Source organism: Turicibacter bilis (assembly GCF_024499055.1).
GTDB lineage: Bacteria > Bacillota_I > Bacilli_A > MOL361 > Turicibacteraceae > Turicibacter > Turicibacter bilis.
On record NZ_CP071249.1, the window covers coordinates 2,451,922 to 2,467,679 of the forward strand.

Below are 15,758 nucleotides of genomic sequence, written 5' to 3' on the forward strand. Positions count from 1 at the left end.
ATCTTCATTCAGAAGAAACAAACAATAGATTTGATTTAGGTTAAGTGAATAAGGGCGCACGGAGGATGCCTTGGCACTAGGAGTCGAAGAAGGACGCGACAAACGGCGAAACGCCTCGGGGAGCTGTAAGTGAGCATTGATCCGGGGGTATCCGAATGGGGAAACCCGCTAGTGGTTATACGCTAGCACCATATGGTGAATACATAGCCATATAGGAGACAGACCCAGGGAACTGAAACATCTAAGTACCTGGAGGAAAAGAAAGAAAAATCGATTCCCGTAGTAGCGGCGAGCGAAGTGGGAAGAGCCCAAACCGGATTTATCCGGGGTTGTAGGACCTTCATAATTGACAAATCATGATAGCCGAATGGTCTGGGAAGGCCAACCGTAGGGGGTGAGAGTCCCGTAGGTGAAATTGTGAGATGCATGGAAGGAATCCTGAGTACGGCGGGACACGTGGAATCCCGTCGGAATCAACGAGGACCATCTCGTAAGGCTAAATACTACCTAGTGACCGATAGTGAACCAGTACCGTGAGGGAAAGGTGAAAAGAACCCCGGAAGGGGAGTGAAAGAGAACCTGAAACCGTGTGCCTACAAATAGTCAGAGCCCGTTAATGGGTGATGGCGTGCCTTTTGTAGAATGAACCGGCGAGTTACGATATCGTGCGAGGTTAAGCAGAAGATGCGGAGCCGTAGCGAAAGCGAGTCTGAATAGGGCGAAGAGTACGATGTTGTAGACCCGAAACCGTGTGAGCTAGCCATGAGCAGGCTGAAGGTCAGGTAACACTGACTGGAGGGCCGAACCAGGGCACGTTGAAAAGTGCTTGGATGACTTGTGGCTAGGGGTGAAATTCCAATCGAACACGGATATAGCTGGTTCTCTCCGAAATAGCTTTAGGGCTAGCCTCGATGTTAAGTCTACTGGAGGTAGAGCACTGAATGGGTGATGGCCCCACCTCGGGGTACTGATCTCAATCAAACTCCGAATGCCAGATAGATATAATCGGGAGTCAGACTGTGGGTGATAAGGTCCATGGTCAAAAGGGAAAGAGCCCAGACCGCCAGCTAAGGCCCCCAAGTGTCCGTTAAGTGGAAAAGGATGTGGAGATGCACAGACAACTAGGAGGTTGGCTTAGAAGCAGCCATCCTTTAAAGAGTGCGTAATAGCTCACTAGTCGAGTGACTCTGCGCCGAAAATGTACCGGGGCTAAACGGACCGCCGAAGCTGCGGATTGACTTTAGAGTCAGTGGTAGGAGAGCGTTCTAACAGCGGTGAAGCAGTACCGGAAGGAGCTGTGGAGCGGTTAGAAGTGAGAATGCCGGTGTGAGTAGCGAAAGATAGGTGAGAATCCTATCCATCGAAAGCCTAAGGTTTCCAGGGGAAGGCTCGTCCGCCCTGGGTAAGTCGGGACCTAAGGTGAGGCCGAAAGGCGTAGCCGATGGACAACAGGTTGATATTCCTGTACCACTTATTAAACTGATGGAGTGACGGAGAAGGCTAAGTTGAGCGTGTGATTGGATTCACGTGTAAGCAGTGAGGTGGTCATGTAGGCAAATCCGCATGGCATAACATTGAGCTGTGATGCCGAAGCCGAATGGCGAAGTCAACTGACGTCACGCTTCCAAGAAAAGCTTCTAGGGTTAATTTAATAAGTGCCCGTACCGATAACCGACACAGGTAGGCGAGGAGAGAATCCTAAGATGAGCGAGAGAACTCTTGTTAAGGAACTCGGCAAAATGACCCCGTAACTTCGGGAGAAGGGGTGCTTGTGAAAGCAAGCCGCAGTGAATAGGCCCAGGCGACTGTTTATCAAAAACACAGGTCTCTGCTAAACCGCAAGGTGATGTATAGGGGCTGACGCCTGCCCGGTGCTGGAAGGTTAAGAGGAGAGGTTAGCGCAAGCGAAGCTTTGAATTGAAGCCCCAGTAAACGGCGGCCGTAACTATAACGGTCCTAAGGTAGCGAAATTCCTTGTCGGGTAAGTTCCGACCCGCACGAAAGGCGTAACGATCTGGGCGCTGTCTCAACAAGAGACTCGGTGAAATCATAGTACCTGTGAAGATGCAGGTTACCCGCGACAGGACGGAAAGACCCCGTGGAGCTTTACTGTAGCTTGATATTGAGCACTGGTGGCACATGTACAGGATAGGTAGGAGACGAAGAAACCAGGACGCCAGTCTTGGTGGAGTCGCTGTTGGGATACTACCCTTGTGTCACTGGGGTTCTAACCCGTGGCCCTTATCGGGTCAGGGAACAGTGTCAGGTGGGCAGTTTGACTGGGGCGGTCGCCTCCCAAAGAGTAACGGAGGCGCCCAAAGGTTCCCTCAGAATGGTTGGAAATCATTCGAAGAGTGTAAAGGCAGAAGGGAGCTTGACTGCGAGACCTACAAGTCGAGCAGGGACGAAAGTCGGGCTTAGTGATCCGGCGGTACCGAATGGAAGGGCCGTCGCTCAACGGATAAAAGCTACCCCGGGGATAACAGGCTGATCTCCCCCAAGAGTTCACATCGACGGGGAGGTTTGGCACCTCGATGTCGGCTCATCGCATCCTGGGGCTGTAGTCGGTCCCAAGGGTTGGGCTGTTCGCCCATTAAAGCGGTACGCGAGCTGGGTTCAGAACGTCGTGAGACAGTTCGGTCCCTATCCGTCGTGGGCGTAGGAAATTTGAGAGGAGCTGTCCTTAGTACGAGAGGACCGGGATGGACACACCGCTGGTGTACCAGTTGTTCTGCCAGGAGCATAGCTGGGTAGCTACGTGTGGACGGGATAAACGCTGAAAGCATCTAAGCGTGAAGCCCCCCTCAAGATGAGATTTCCCATTCGAAAGAAGTAAGATCCCTTGAAGACGACGAGGTTGATAGGTCAGGAGTGGAAGTGTGGTGACACATGGAGCGGACTGATACTAATCGATCGAGGACTTAACCAAAGAAACTGAAGAAGATATCTAGTTTTGGAAGATTAACAACATCTTTCAATGGTCTAGTGATGATGGCAAGGAGGGCACACCTGTTCCCATACCGAACACAGAAGTTAAGCTCCTTAGCGCCGAGGGTAGTACGCAAGTGCGAGAGTAGGACGTCGCTGGGCCAAAATAAACCTGCCTCAATAGCTCAGTTGGTTAGAGCACTTGACTGTTAATCAAGGGGTCCTAGGTTCGAGTCCTAGTTGGGGCGCCATTAATTACTTAATGGCCCGTTGGTGAAGCGGTTTAACACACATGCCTTTCACGCATGCATACACGGGTTCGAATCCCGTACGGGTCACCATTAAGTGGAGGATTAGCTCAGCTGGGAGAGCATCTGCCTTACAAGCAGAGGGTCGGCGGTTCGAGCCCGTCATCCTCCACCATAATTAAATAACTGCCGGAATAGCTCAATTGGTAGAGCAACTGACTTGTAATCAGTAGGTTGCGGGTTCAAGTCCTGCTTCCGGCACCAGTATGGCGATTGTGGCGAAGTGGTTAACGCATCGGATTGTGGCTCCGACACTCGTGGGTTCGATTCCCATCAGTCGCCCCATTAATAATAAGCGGGTGTAGTTTAATGGTAGAACTTCAGCCTTCCAAGCTGACTGTGAGAGTTCGATTCTCTTCACCCGCTCCATACAAGGCGCCATAGCCAAGTGGTAAGGCATGGGACTGCAACTCCCTGATCATCGGTTCAAATCCGATTGGCGCCTCCAAATAATTTAATGAATGATGTGCCTGGGTGGCGGAACTGGTAGACGCACAGGACTTAAAATCCTGCGGGTGGTGACACCCGTGCCGGTTCGATTCCGGCCCTAGGCACCAATTTTATTATAATGAGTAAATAACTCTTTTTTTTATGTCATAAATGAAGTTTGCTTATATATGATATAAAGTAAGGTACCATACGTATTAGATATAAAAATATAAAGAAATTTATTATTGCAATTTTATTTATGTTGATATATAATAATTTATGTATCAAAATGATACATTTTGCCGGAATAGCTCAATTGGTAGAGCAACTGACTTGTAATCAGTAGGTTGCGGGTTCAAGTCCTGCTTCCGGCACCAGATAAATAGGGGTGTAGTTTAACGGTAGAACAGCGGTCTCCAAAACCGTTAGTGTGGGTTCGATTCCTGCCACCCCTGCCAACGAGTTTAAATGGCGATTGTGGCGAAGTGGTTAACGCATCGGATTGTGGCTCCGACACTCGTGGGTTCGATTCCCATCAGTCGCCCCATTAATAATAAGCGGGTGTAGTTTAATGGTAGAACTTCAGCCTTCCAAGCTGACTGTGAGAGTTCGATTCTCTTCACCCGCTCCATACAAGGCGCCATAGCCAAGTGGTAAGGCATGGGACTGCAACTCCCTGATCATCGGTTCAAATCCGATTGGCGCCTCCAAATAATTTAATGAATGATGTGCCTGGGTGGCGGAACTGGTAGACGCACAGGACTTAAAATCCTGCGGGTGGTGACACCCGTGCCGGTTCGATTCCGGCCCTAGGCACCAATTTTGTTATAATGAGTAGTAATACTCTTTTTTTATTTCTAGTATCCAAAGGATACTTTTTTTATTAGATTAATGTGATAACGATTACATATGGTTGTGTTTTCTAATACTTGATATAATATTTCTGCAGATTAGGGAAGATAGTGTAATATTTTATACTTTACTTGAAAACTCTGTTATAATTCTTAGTTGATGGACTAGATTATAATAAAAATTCTAGTAGGTATATTTTGTTGTACGAGGATTTTGAGATTATAGGATGGGTGTGTGTGATATGAAAAGGTTAAAGTTGATGTTAGAGACGACGTATTCAATTGATGCAGTATTTGCTCTAAGAAAAACACCGATTTTAATTAGTTTGTTATTTTTAATTATTTTATCTTTTATGCAGATGACGCCATTTGCATTTATTTTAATTGGTGATGCGCCGTATCGTTGGGACCAAAAGATTTGGCAGTTAACAGAAACGGATCAAGATCGTTTTGTGGATTCTCTTCCAGTGGGATGTGGTGTGCAAAGTGGTACGTTGACATGTTCTGAATTTGCTGAGATTAATTTGAGTAATGGGGTTAAGGTGTTATTTAACGGAGATGTAAATGAAGTAAATAATGGTGTTGTTTTCAATCAGGATCATCTAGTTTTTGTTGAACAAGATAGACAATATGAAGTTGGTTATTCTTATTTTGAAGGAGTAAATTTTGATGATGCGAGTTATGAGGATGTTTTTGGTCGTGTAGCTTCTTCAATTAAGCCAATGTTTGTTGTGCCATTTGTGTTAGGGGCTTATCAGACAGGTGTGTTATCAACGTTTGTCTTTACGTTCGTAGTGGCTGCTTTATCGATGTTATTGAAGTTTGGGCATACGAGTTTCTTATCATATAAGGAAGTTTTAAATATTGTGATTTATTCATCAACATTCCCATGTGTGATGGCTTTAGTTGTAGGAATGTTCAATGTAGGTTTGACAATGCTCATTTATAATATTGGTGCACCACTTGTAGCTTACTTTGTCTATAGACGTCGAGTCATTCCATATTTAGTCGGAAATCAAGAACAAGGCAACTAGCCTTGTTTTTTTTATGAAAAAAACGCATATGTGTAACCACTTACACACTTTATTTTACTATAATTGCCATGTATTATATATGTATAGCACTTTGAAAGCGATTTAATTATTGTGAGGGGAAGAGTTTTCATAAGGTGCGACTTATAAATCAAGAAATAGGCAGGTGGAGAAAATGAAAAAACCAAAATTGGCAGCAGTATTATCTACTATTGTATGGGGGGCAGGTCAAGCCTATAATAAGCAATGGTTAAAAGGTGCGTTCTTCTTTGTATTCCAAGTGTTACTCATTGGAATTGAATTGGTATCAGGAAATTATTTTTCAGGTACATTTTCATTTCGTGAGGCTGGATTCTTTGTAAAAGGAATTTGGGGGGCAATCACGTTAGGAACTCAATCTTCGATGTTAACCGAGAATGGGTTAACACCAGGCGATCATTCAATTATTCTTTTAATTGAAGGGATTATTGCTATTTTGATTTTATGTGTATTCGGTATTATTTGGTATATCAATATTAAAGATGCGTATAAAACGGCTAATCAATTTAATGAAACAGGTGAAGTACTTGGTAGTCGAGAATGGTTTGCGCATACATGGGAACATGCGTTTGAGTATATTGTTATTATTCCATCAAGTTTAATGTTAATTTTGTTCTCATTTATGCCAATTATTTTCGCCTTCTTAGTTGGGTTTACAAATTATAACAAGTCACATTTACCGCCATCAAATTTAGTGAATTGGGTTGGATTGGATAACTTCTTATATTTATTTTCAATGGGTGGAGAAGTCGGTTCATCTAATCAATGGTTTACAACATTCTGGAATGTATTCTTGTGGACAGTTATTTTTGCGATTATTTCAACAGCTGCTCCTTTCTTCTTAGGATTGTTCCAAGCAGTTATTTTAAATAATAAACGTGTCATTGGTAAAAAGGTATGGCGTAGTATTTTAATTTTACCTTGGGCTTTACCAGCAATGATTTCACAGTTAAACTTCCAACAGTTATTTAATGGTCAGTTCGGACCAATTAATAAGTATTTACTTCAAGCAGGTATTATTGATTCACCAATTTATTGGTTAACTGATTCAACTAACCCTTGGATTCCACGCTTAACGATTTTAGGAATTGGATTATGGCTTGGATTCCCATATTTTATGGCCTTAATGTCAGGGATTATGACCTCAATCTCTAAAGATATTTATGAAGCTGCAGAGGTAGATGGAGCAACTGAAGGTCAACAGTTCTGGAAGATTACATTACCATTAGTTTTATCAGCAACGGCACCATTACTTGTTATGTCATTTGCAAGTAACTTTAATAACTTTGGTTTAATTTACTTCTTAACAGAGGGGGGACCAGTTAATCCAAACTTTATTTATGCTGGACATACAGATATTTTAATTTCATGGATTTATAAGTTAACGATGAATGATAAGATGTACAATATGGCATCAGTTCTTTCAATTCTGATTTTCTTAATTCTTGGTTCAATCTCTGCCATCAACTTTACGAGAACGGCAGCATTTAAGGAGGAGTAATTTATGGAAGCGGCTAAATCGTTAAAAGTAAATAGCGTGAATAATAAGTCGAAAACCTCTTCTACAAAAAATACGATAAGTAAAGTAAAAGAGATTACATATACGATTTTGATTTATGCTGAGTTAATCTTTATGTGTTTTATTGTATTGTTCCCTGTAGTATGGATTGTTGGATCATCATTTAATCAAGGAACTTCTTTAGCAGGGGCAACACCAATTCCTGCTAATCCAACGATTGCTCACTATGTGGAGTTATTTGAAAAAACAAACTTTGCTAAGTGGTATTTGAACACGTTAAAAATTGCTGTTATTAATATGCTTTTCTCTGTATTTTTATCGACAACGATGGGGTATATCTTTGCTCGTTTCCGTTTCAAAGGGAAAAAGCCAGCATTAATTAGTATTTTAGTGCTTCAAATGTTCCCAAGTTTCATGGGGATGACGGCATTATATATCTTGTTCTTAACGTTCAATTTATTAGATAATCACTGGGCTTTAATTTTGTGCTACTCTGCTGGACAAATTCCGTATAATACGTGGTTGATTAAAGGGTATATGAATTCAATTCCTAAAGAATTAGATGAATCAGCGATGCTTGATGGAGCGACGAAGGGTCAAATCTTCTTCAAGATTATGTTCCCGTTAATCCAACCAATTGTATCGTTCGTGGCGGTTACAACTTTCATGACGCCTTGGATGGACTTTATCTTCCCACGTTTAATTATCTCATCAAATCATAAGTTAACATTAGCTGTTGGTTTGTATGATATGATTAGTGGTAACAGTCAAAATAACTTTACGATGTTCGCAGCGGGTTGTGTACTTGTAGCGGTTCCTATTACATTAGTTTATATTAGCATGCAAAAATTCTTAATTGAAGGTATGACGGCAGGGGCAAATAAAGGATAAAATTTTGGACACCTTAGGGTGTCCTTTTTGTTTAGATAAAACAGTTTAGGCTATAATATAAGTGTTTTTGGTTGAGTTTTTGGTGATTTCTTAGTAGAGTAGAGGGTAGGTGATCATCATGAAGAAAGAAAAGCAAAAACAAGGAGTTATTGATAAACAGGATTTAACGATAATTGAGAATAGTGAAGCATATGAGTTAAAGGAAAAATTAATTGAATATAGTAAAGAAGTTGGAATTGATGTTATTGGATTTAGTGACGTCAAGCCATTTTTATTTTTAGAGACTGAGCTTAAGCGACGTGAAGAGTTAGGGTGGTCTTCAGGATTAACAAAAGGGTCGATTGAGGAACGTACGAATCCTTTATTATCAATGGAAAATGCGAAGTCATTTGTATCAATTGGTGTTTCCTATCCACGACAGACAGAATTGCCAAAGCAGGATAAGGAGGATCCTTTTGTTCAATTTTGTCGTTCATCATGGGGGATGGACTACCATGACATTGTAGGTAAGAAGTTACAATTACTTGAAGATTGGTTAAAGGAGCATATCTCTGGTATAGAAGTCATTGGCAGTGTTGATACAGGTGTATTTAATGATCGTGCAGTTGCACTACGAAGTGGAATTGGATTTAGTGGAAAGAATAGTTCTATTATCAATGAGACGTTTGGAAGTTATATTTATTTAGGTGAGTTATTGGTAAGTTATGAATTTCCACCGGATACACCGATTGAGCGTCTGTGTGGAACGTGCGATCGATGTGTTCGTGCTTGTCCTACGAAGGCTATTCAACCAGATGGGAGTCTGAATGAAAAACGTTGTTTATCGTATGTGACGCAATCGAAGGAATATTTAGCACCTGAGCTTTACGAGAAGATTAGTAAGAATGTTTATGGTTGTGATATTTGCCAGGAAGTGTGTCCATTCAATCGTGAAGTAGATTTTCATCTACATGCTGAGATGGAACCAACTGGTGCAGAGTTTCCAAAGATCAGTGAATTGTTAACGATGACGAATAAGGAGTTTAAATCAAAGTATGGTCATTTAGCAGGATCTTGGCGTGGAGTGTCTGTTCTTAAACGTAATGCCATGTTTAATGCTGGTTTTTATAAGTATAAAGCTGCTTTACCTGAGATAGCAAAGATACGTGATGGACAAGGTCCTGATTGGTTAAAAGAAGCGGCTAAACAAGCCTATGAGCGATTAGACAACAAATAAGATTGTTGCAAAAAATAAAGAATTTTGTGGTAAAATAAAAAGGCAATGGCAAATGTTTATTAACGAACAATAATCTAAGATGATTTTAAGCCATGCCAAGTAGAGTGATAATCATAGCACATAAAGTTTTGGTGTTAGTTTTAATTCATTGTTAAACAGTTGAGGTGACAATTATGGCAATTCATTTAGTTCAATATAATCCAGAGATTCCTCAAAATACGGGGAATATTATGCGTACTTGTGCAGCGACGGATATTAAATTACATTTAATTAAACCAATGGGATTCTCATTAGATGAGAAAAGTATTAAACGTTCAGGTGCGAACTATGTTAATGAAGTAGACTATACGGTTTACGAAAATTGGGAAGAATTTGTTGAGAAGAATAAAGGTGGAAAGTTCTGTTTCTGTACTCGTTATGGACAAAAAAATCATGCTGAAATGGATTTCTCAAATCCTGAAGAAGATTATTATATTGTTTTAGGAGCAGAAAGTAGCGGGATTCCAAAAGAGATTTTACGTCCTTATTTCGAGAACTGCTTCCGTGTTCCAATGACGAATAAAGTTCGCTCATTAAACGTATCGAATGTAGCAGCTATTTTAGCTTATGAAGCATTACGTCAACAAGAATTTTTAGATTTATGGACAGTCGAACCATTCAAAGGTGCAGACTGGGTTTTACGTGACGATGAATAATAAAAAAGTGTTGCGAAAGCAACGCTTTTTTATTTGCAACTGTTAGTTGCGGAGATTCAAGGTTAAATGGGTAGTGTTTTTTTAGGAGTCATTTAAAATAGAATTATGAGTTGAAGAGAGGATGATTTCATGTTATTAGGTGAGAAGTTAAAGAAGTTACGAAAGGCTAGAGGTTTATCTCAAGAACAGTTAGCGGATCAATTGAACGTTTCAAGGCAGGCGATTTCAAAGTGGGAATTAGGAGAATCAACCCCTGATACGGATAATTTAGTAGCTTTGAGTGATTATTATGGTGTGTCATTGGATTACTTATTACGTGATCAAGAAGTACCTGAAGTTTCTGAAAAAGTGATGATGAGAGAAGTACAACCACTTATCAGTTCAGGCTGTTTGAAGAAGGGTGTAGTAGGAATCGTTATTTTTGTCGTGGTATGGTTTATATTCGTTCTCTTACTTTATAGTGTTATGTTTATCGATCCGATGCAATAATTTCCGAGGAAATTTGGTGAATACTAGAGAGAAAAGACTTCATGATTTAGAGTCATTAAGGTTTAGAAAAAGCACTCCAGATGAGTGCTTTTTTAATTATAAATTAGAATGTTGGTAGGTTGGATAGGTTGTTGTCTTTTTCTCCATCCACGATTCCACGGATGTAAGTTCCGCCACCTTTACCTTTGAAGGTTTGGGCATTGGAGATAAGTCCTTGTTCACAAAGTTCTTTAGCTGTTTCGTAGTCATATTCTTTTCCTGTGTTTGATTTAAAGGCGATAAGGTCGCCGTCGCTATTACGACGGACGGCAACGAATTGTTCTTTTTCCATATTAATGGCCTCCTTTATAGTAATAGTCTTTCCTTTTTTCTTTAAAAAATCGCATTTATTTAGGAAAGGTGTTATAATTAGTTAGCGATTTCATTTTTTGAGGGGAAATCGTAAAGGAAGTTATGATGAAAGGTAAGGAGATAGCATGGTGAAATTAAAGAATGATCGGTTAGAAATCGACATTGCTAATCATGGAGCAGAAGTTAAGTGTGTTTATCATTTAGATTATGAACTGGATTATTTATGGAATTCGAATCCAGAGTTTTGGGCTAGGTCTTCACCGGTGTTGTTCCCTGTTGTTGGCCGTCTCGCAGAAGATACGTATTTATTAAATGGAAAACGATATTCATTGATGCAACATGGATTTGCTGGAGATGAGTGGTTTGATGTATTGTGCCGAACGGATACAAAAGTTTGGTTTGAGTTAAGGTCAAATGCGAAGACGTTGGAATGTTATCCCTTTGAATTTAGCTTAAAAATCGGGTATGAATTGTTGGATGAAACGTTAGTGGTTAAATGGGAAGTCACGAATTTAAGTGAGGAGGTCATGCCATTTTCAATCGGTGCTCATCCGGCACTTAGTACAAGGCTACAAGCGGATGATCAATTTGGTGATTATTATTTATATTTTGAGTCATCTAATGGGGTTGAGACGTATAGATTTGATTCAAAGACAAATCTGATGACGGATGAAAAGATTACAATTATGGATAAATTGAAATTTTTACCGTTAAATAAAGAATTATTTGAAGAGTTTCCGACCTTAGTTTTAGAAGGAGAGTCTGCGATTGCTTTAAAATCGTATAATCATGATCGTGAAGTAGAAATCCGTTTTAATGGTTTTCCTTATGTAGGTATTTGGTCACCGATTAATCAAGAAGGGCATATTGCAGATTTTATTTGTTTAGAACCTTGGTATGGAATGGCGGATACAGTGAATGAGCCACAAGAGTTATCAAGTAAAAAAGGCATTCAATTATTACAATCAGGTGAAACGTTTGAGGCAATGTATACAATGACATTTAAGTAAAATATGTATATTGTCGGATAGATGATACTTTTGTCACTATTTTTTACTGAGCTTATGTTATTTTTTGGTCATTGTTATGCTATAATAGCAACTAGATATTTATAGATATGGAGGGTATTGTATGTCTTTTGAAACAGAATACCAAAACTGGTTAGGGCAAGAGAATTTAGAATTATACTTAAAAGAACAATTAGAAAAAATGACAGAGGCGGAAAAAGAAGATGCCTTTTATCGTAATTTAGAGTTCGGTACAGGGGGAATGCGCGGAGTTGTTGGTCCGGGAACAAACCGCATGAATGTGTATACAATTCGTAAGGCAAATGAAGGATTTGCACAATACTTATTAAAAAATGTTGAAAATGCAAAAGAACGTGGAATTGTAATTGCTTATGACTGCCGTCATTTCTCACCAGAGTTTGCGATGGAATCAGCTAAAGTGATGGCATCTCATGGGATTAAAGCATATGTGTTTGAAACATTACGTCCAACGCCTGAGTTATCATTCGCTGTTCGTCATTTACAAGCAGCGGGAGGAATTGTGGTAACAGCTTCTCACAACCCACCTGAATATAATGGATATAAAATTTACGATGAGACAGGATGTCAATTAGTTCCTGCTGATGCGGATCAAGTGATTGCATTAGTGGATGCGATTGATGATGTTTTTGCAATCGATGTTAAGTCTGAAGAAGAATTAAAGGCAGCCGGATTAATTCAAATCATTGGAAAAGAGATTGATGATGTTTATACTGAGCGTGTTAAAGCATTAGAAATCAATCCGGATTGCAATAAAAAAGATTTAAAAATTGTGTTCTCACCTTTACATGGGACAGCAAACATTCCAGTTCGTCGTGTGTTAACAGAGTGTGGATATGAGCAATTACATGTGGTTGAAGAACAATGTGTCGCTGATCCAAACTTCTCAACGGTTAAATCTCCAAACCCAGAGGAAGCTTCTGCGTTTGAAATGTCAATTGCATTAGGTAAAGAAATCGATGCAGATATTTTAATTGCAACAGATCCAGATGCCGACCGTGTTGGTTTAGCGGTTAAAAATCCTGAGGGAGAATATGTATTATTAACAGGAAACCAAACAGGTGCCATCTTAATTCACTATATTTTATCTCAAAAGAAAGCTCATGGAACATTACCTGCTAAAGGGAAAGTATTCAATACGATTGTAACATCAGATATGGGAGCAGCAATTGCTCGTTCATATGGATTTGAAGTGGTTTCAACGTTAACAGGATTCAAGTTTATCGGTGAACAAGCTCGTTTAATTGAAGATACAGATTATGAATATGTCTTCGGTTACGAAGAGTCTTATGGATATTTAATCGGAGACTTCGTCCGTGATAAAGACTCTGTTCAATCCGTTTTAATGTGTGCAGAAGCGGCAGCTTACTACAAAGAGCATGGAAAAACATTATATGATGTGTTAATGGAGTTATATGAAACTTACGGATGCTACCGTGAAGCCTTAGTGAATATTACGTTAAAAGGTAAAGAAGGGGCAGATAAAATTCAAGCGATTTTAGCTGATTTCCGTGAGTTTACTCCAATTACTGTTGCAGGTAAAGAAGTCGTAGCGGTTGAAGATTATAAAGAAAGTATTCACACGGACTTAACAAATGATTCAACAACTGCCATTGATTTACCAAAGTCAAATGTCTTAAAGTATACATTGGCTGATGGATCTTGGTTCGTCTTACGTCCATCAGGAACTGAACCAAAAGCAAAAGTTTATATCGGTGTTATTGCTGATGTGATCGATGCAGCGGATGCACAAGTGGCTAAAATTAAAGAAGATGTTTTAGCTCGCGTAAATGAGATTATTGCTTAATTAAATAAACACACATACACACCAGATAATTTAAAAGTTCCTATGATTAATAAATAATTGTAGGAACTTTTTTAAAAAATATTACTAAAATAAATTAAAAATTTTACTAAAATATGTTATAATAAACTTGTGTTCGAGAGAGAGCACGGTGTAGGGGATGTCACGCCATAATGAAAGATGTAAAAAAATTAATGACATTTACTACGAACAATCACGTAGCAAAATCTATGGTTTCTCCAGCGTCAGGAAAAATTTTCTATAAAGAGGGGCAACTAGTGGTGAGAAAACATGGTTTTAAAAATGGTTGTATAGATGTCTGTGGATTTAAAACCCGTGATTATAAAGATTTAAATCGCGATTTTGGCTATGGGCGTCGCATGGATAGTTAAGAACTTTTTCTTGACTCACAATTTCCCATTTCATAACTTTTTAAAGGAGTAGAGATTGCTGCGAATCTCTGCTCTTTTTTTTGTAGAATTTTTGCATTTTCTATACTTGATTGAAGATGGATGTTTAGCTAAAGGAGATAGTTGAGCTTAAATAGCATTTTTAATAGTTGAGACGATTTTCCCGATTATGCGAGAAGAGGGAATTGATGAGGACTTGACTAAAAAGAAATTATAACGAATAAATGGGGATATACTTAAAAAAGAGAGGAAGGTAAGGGGGAGAAGAAAGTTTAGAGAAATCATTTATTTTCATGTCACAATCATGTGAGAGTTTGCATATAATGAAGGGACTACATGCGAGGGGAGGGCTGTGATGAATGTGACAGTTGACCATCGTAATGTCGAGAAAATGTCAGATTTGGTGAAAGTATTAACAGATGAGGTGGCGGCATTTTGTTTAAAGTGGAAGCAAGGATTGGATCAATTGTTATGCAGTGATGTGGTATTAATTGTTAATCGGAAGCGATATGGATATGAGCTAAAGTATCACTATTCAAGCGGACCATGGAATTGGTTGTTTCAGTTAGAATTGTATTATCCGAATACGACGGACTTGGTTCGTCAGATTGCATATATGAAGATTAATAAATTTATGACATTGCCGATGGGTTGTGGGTTTGGTAAGAAGGTATTTGAGCATTTGCTTGATTGTTCTAAGTTGTTGCCAGAACTTGATATGATTCGTTTACGATCAGTTCGGCGAGCGATTAGGTTTTGGGAGCGAATGAAATTTGTGAATACAAAAAAAGTGGATGGGATTGTGAATGAGATGTGTATGAAAATCCCGCCTACTTTAACAGGATATGAATATGTTTATACCATCCGTCCTTGTGACTGTGAGAGATGTAAACAAGAGAAAAAAGCAGAGCTAAGTTTATAAGCTCTGCTTTTTTGGATGAGTTAAGAGGTCATATAGAGATGAAGTATAGTGTTTTATTACTCTTCAAGTGCCGATCAGTATGAAAAGGATTATTTTTTAGTATAATTTAAAAGTAGAATGATTAAAAAGGAGACTTTGTAATGGAGTATAAAAGAAGTACTATTATCGATAATAAAATGAAGTATGGTTCATATTACGATCAGCATTTTAAGTCTGCGCTAATTCATCAAATTAAGTTAGTTTTATTAGGGGTTGTAACGCTAGGATTTGCTTATCCGTGGATTTTGTGTAAGGAACAAGAGGCGAAGTGTGAACATACGGTGATTTGTGGTCAACGATTAAAATTTATTGGGGACCCTAAAGAGTTGATTGGACATTGGATTGTTTGGTGGTTAGTTATCGTTATTACCTTTGGAATATATGGTTTAGTCGTTAAAATTAAATTTCAACAATGGGTGGCTGCGAATACCGTTTTTGAGAATATAGAATTAAAGTAGTAAGAGAATCTTATCAAAAGTCAATGAATGGAGAATTTACGATTTTATTTTTGTTATGTCTCCTAATAGAGATTAGTTTAATTTGTTTATTTAAGTATAATTGATGTAAACCAAAAACTGCAAAGCACTATAATGTTTTGCGGTTTTTAGCATCTGAAAGAAAATTTGATTCATATTATTCGATAGGTAATTCTTTGGAGAAGTTGAAGTTTTTTTAACTCCTAGTTTGCAGTTATTCAATAGTTTAATGCAATTTATATTTTATCGTGAATGATTTATGAATAAGTTTTTTCTGTAATTTTTATTTTATGTTAAGTTATTTTTTGTTGTAT

General features: G+C 39.0%; 12 protein-coding genes, 14 tRNA genes and 2 rRNA genes. 27 read left to right on the forward strand and 1 reads right to left on the reverse strand.

The genetic code is table 11. From position 1 onward, the window contains the following. Positions 1-38: 38 nt before the first annotated feature. The 22 genes from J0J69_RS11805 to J0J69_RS11910 all read left to right on the forward strand — a co-directional run bounded on the left by J0J69_RS11805 (position 39) and on the right by J0J69_RS11910 (position 10,396). Positions 39-2,929: ribosomal RNA gene (locus J0J69_RS11805) — 23S ribosomal RNA — on the forward strand. Between the two features lie 52 nt (positions 2,930-2,981). Then, positions 2,982-3,090 (forward strand): 5S ribosomal RNA (gene rrf / locus J0J69_RS11810). Between the two features lie 12 nt (positions 3,091-3,102). Further along, positions 3,103-3,179 (forward strand) — tRNA-Asn (locus J0J69_RS11815). Between the two features lie 13 nt (positions 3,180-3,192). Next, a tRNA-Glu gene (locus J0J69_RS11820) sits at positions 3,193-3,269 on the forward strand. Between the two features lie 6 nt (positions 3,270-3,275). Further along, positions 3,276-3,351 (forward strand) — tRNA-Val (locus tag J0J69_RS11825). A 13-nt stretch (positions 3,352-3,364) separates the two neighbouring features. After that, positions 3,365-3,440 (forward strand) — tRNA-Thr (locus J0J69_RS11830). 5 nt (positions 3,441-3,445) lie between these two features. Continuing rightward, positions 3,446-3,521, forward strand: a tRNA-His gene (locus J0J69_RS11835). Between the two features lie 10 nt (positions 3,522-3,531). Next, positions 3,532-3,605, forward strand: a tRNA-Gly gene (locus J0J69_RS11840). A gap of 5 nt (positions 3,606-3,610) precedes the next feature. Further along, a tRNA-Cys gene (locus tag J0J69_RS11845) sits at positions 3,611-3,684 on the forward strand. Positions 3,685-3,704: 20 nt separating this feature from the next. After that, positions 3,705-3,793: transfer RNA gene (locus J0J69_RS11850), tRNA-Leu, on the forward strand. Between the two features lie 173 nt (positions 3,794-3,966). Further along, positions 3,967-4,042 (forward strand) — tRNA-Thr (locus tag J0J69_RS11855). 7 nt (positions 4,043-4,049) lie between these two features. Beyond that, positions 4,050-4,123: transfer RNA gene (locus J0J69_RS11860), tRNA-Trp, on the forward strand. Positions 4,124-4,136: 13 nt separating this feature from the next. Beyond that, positions 4,137-4,212: transfer RNA gene (locus tag J0J69_RS11865), tRNA-His, on the forward strand. A gap of 10 nt (positions 4,213-4,222) precedes the next feature. Beyond that, a tRNA-Gly gene (locus J0J69_RS11870) sits at positions 4,223-4,296 on the forward strand. A gap of 5 nt (positions 4,297-4,301) precedes the next feature. Then, a tRNA-Cys gene (locus J0J69_RS11875) sits at positions 4,302-4,375 on the forward strand. Positions 4,376-4,395: 20 nt separating this feature from the next. Beyond that, positions 4,396-4,484: transfer RNA gene (locus J0J69_RS11880), tRNA-Leu, on the forward strand. A 274-nt stretch (positions 4,485-4,758) separates the two neighbouring features. After that, positions 4,759-5,550, forward strand: a complete 792-nt coding sequence (locus tag J0J69_RS11885; RefSeq protein WP_055243710.1) for a DUF1189 family protein — start codon at positions 4,759-4,761, stop codon at positions 5,548-5,550. A 172-nt stretch (positions 5,551-5,722) separates the two neighbouring features. Further along, entirely contained in the window at positions 5,723-7,087 is a 1,365-nt protein-coding gene (locus tag J0J69_RS11890) for a carbohydrate ABC transporter permease (protein WP_212726137.1), read from the forward strand. Between the two features lie 3 nt (positions 7,088-7,090). Continuing rightward, positions 7,091-7,996, forward strand: coding sequence for a sugar ABC transporter permease (locus tag J0J69_RS11895; RefSeq protein WP_212726138.1), 906 nt, complete (start codon positions 7,091-7,093; stop codon positions 7,994-7,996). Between the two features lie 118 nt (positions 7,997-8,114). Further along, positions 8,115-9,212, forward strand: a complete 1,098-nt coding sequence (gene queG / locus J0J69_RS11900; RefSeq protein WP_082411261.1) for a tRNA epoxyqueuosine(34) reductase QueG — start codon at positions 8,115-8,117, stop codon at positions 9,210-9,212. Positions 9,213-9,385: 173 nt separating this feature from the next. Continuing rightward, on the forward strand, positions 9,386-9,907 hold the full coding sequence (locus tag J0J69_RS11905) for a tRNA (cytidine(34)-2'-O)-methyltransferase (RefSeq protein WP_055277668.1): 522 nt from the start codon (positions 9,386-9,388) through the stop codon (positions 9,905-9,907). A gap of 129 nt (positions 9,908-10,036) precedes the next feature. Next, positions 10,037-10,396, forward strand: coding sequence for a helix-turn-helix domain-containing protein (locus tag J0J69_RS11910; protein ID WP_212726139.1), 360 nt, complete (start codon positions 10,037-10,039; stop codon positions 10,394-10,396). A gap of 103 nt (positions 10,397-10,499) precedes the next feature. Here J0J69_RS11910 and J0J69_RS11915 read toward each other — a convergent pair whose 3' ends face one another. After that, positions 10,500-10,727, reverse strand: a complete 228-nt coding sequence (locus J0J69_RS11915) for a DUF3892 domain-containing protein (protein ID WP_055305930.1) — start codon at positions 10,725-10,727, stop codon at positions 10,500-10,502. A 145-nt stretch (positions 10,728-10,872) separates the two neighbouring features. Here J0J69_RS11915 and J0J69_RS11920 point away from each other — a divergent pair, with 145 nt between their 5' ends. The 5 genes from J0J69_RS11920 (at position 10,873) to J0J69_RS11940 (ending at position 15,426) form a co-directional block, all read left to right on the forward strand. Beyond that, entirely contained in the window at positions 10,873-11,757 is an 885-nt protein-coding gene (locus J0J69_RS11920; RefSeq protein WP_212726140.1) for an aldose 1-epimerase family protein, read from the forward strand. A 121-nt stretch (positions 11,758-11,878) separates the two neighbouring features. Then, entirely contained in the window at positions 11,879-13,600 is a 1,722-nt protein-coding gene (locus J0J69_RS11925; RefSeq protein ID WP_212726141.1) for a phospho-sugar mutase, read from the forward strand. 170 nt (positions 13,601-13,770) lie between these two features. Next, the gene (locus J0J69_RS11930) at positions 13,771-13,989 is read left to right on the forward strand and encodes a hypothetical protein (RefSeq protein WP_212726142.1); all 219 of its coding nucleotides are present in this window, start codon (positions 13,771-13,773) and stop codon (positions 13,987-13,989) included. A 373-nt stretch (positions 13,990-14,362) separates the two neighbouring features. After that, entirely contained in the window at positions 14,363-14,929 is a 567-nt protein-coding gene (locus tag J0J69_RS11935) for a hypothetical protein (RefSeq protein WP_212726143.1), read from the forward strand. 140 nt (positions 14,930-15,069) lie between these two features. After that, positions 15,070-15,426 carry a DUF6693 family protein gene (locus J0J69_RS11940; protein ID WP_055277554.1) on the forward strand — a complete coding sequence of 119 codons (357 nt, stop codon included), beginning with the start codon at positions 15,070-15,072 and terminating at the stop codon, positions 15,424-15,426. The last annotated feature ends 332 nt before the right edge of the window (positions 15,427-15,758 follow it).

What these genes read in the sequence shown, in the direction of transcription:
- queG (WP_082411261.1), top strand. Translation starts at nt 8,115, where the DNA reads ATGAAGAAAGAAAAGCAAAAACAAGGAGTTATTGATAAACAGGATTTA.
- J0J69_RS11910 (WP_212726139.1), top strand. Translation starts at nt 10,037, where the DNA reads ATGTTATTAGGTGAGAAGTTAAAGAAGTTACGAAAGGCTAGAGGTTTA.
- J0J69_RS11935 (WP_212726143.1), top strand. Translation starts at nt 14,363, where the DNA reads ATGAATGTGACAGTTGACCATCGTAATGTCGAGAAAATGTCAGATTTG.
- J0J69_RS11930 (WP_212726142.1), top strand. Translation starts at nt 13,771, where the DNA reads ATGAAAGATGTAAAAAAATTAATGACATTTACTACGAACAATCACGTA.
- J0J69_RS11885 (WP_055243710.1), top strand. Translation starts at nt 4,759, where the DNA reads ATGAAAAGGTTAAAGTTGATGTTAGAGACGACGTATTCAATTGATGCA.
- J0J69_RS11905 (WP_055277668.1), top strand. Translation starts at nt 9,386, where the DNA reads ATGGCAATTCATTTAGTTCAATATAATCCAGAGATTCCTCAAAATACG.
- J0J69_RS11895 (WP_212726138.1), top strand. Translation starts at nt 7,091, where the DNA reads ATGGAAGCGGCTAAATCGTTAAAAGTAAATAGCGTGAATAATAAGTCG.
- J0J69_RS11920 (WP_212726140.1), top strand. Translation starts at nt 10,873, where the DNA reads ATGGTGAAATTAAAGAATGATCGGTTAGAAATCGACATTGCTAATCAT.
- J0J69_RS11925 (WP_212726141.1), top strand. Translation starts at nt 11,879, where the DNA reads ATGTCTTTTGAAACAGAATACCAAAACTGGTTAGGGCAAGAGAATTTA.
- J0J69_RS11915 (WP_055305930.1), bottom strand. Translation starts at nt 10,727, where the DNA reads ATGGAAAAAGAACAATTCGTTGCCGTCCGTCGTAATAGCGACGGCGAC.
- J0J69_RS11940 (WP_055277554.1), top strand. Translation starts at nt 15,070, where the DNA reads ATGGAGTATAAAAGAAGTACTATTATCGATAATAAAATGAAGTATGGT.
- J0J69_RS11890 (WP_212726137.1), top strand. Translation starts at nt 5,723, where the DNA reads ATGAAAAAACCAAAATTGGCAGCAGTATTATCTACTATTGTATGGGGG.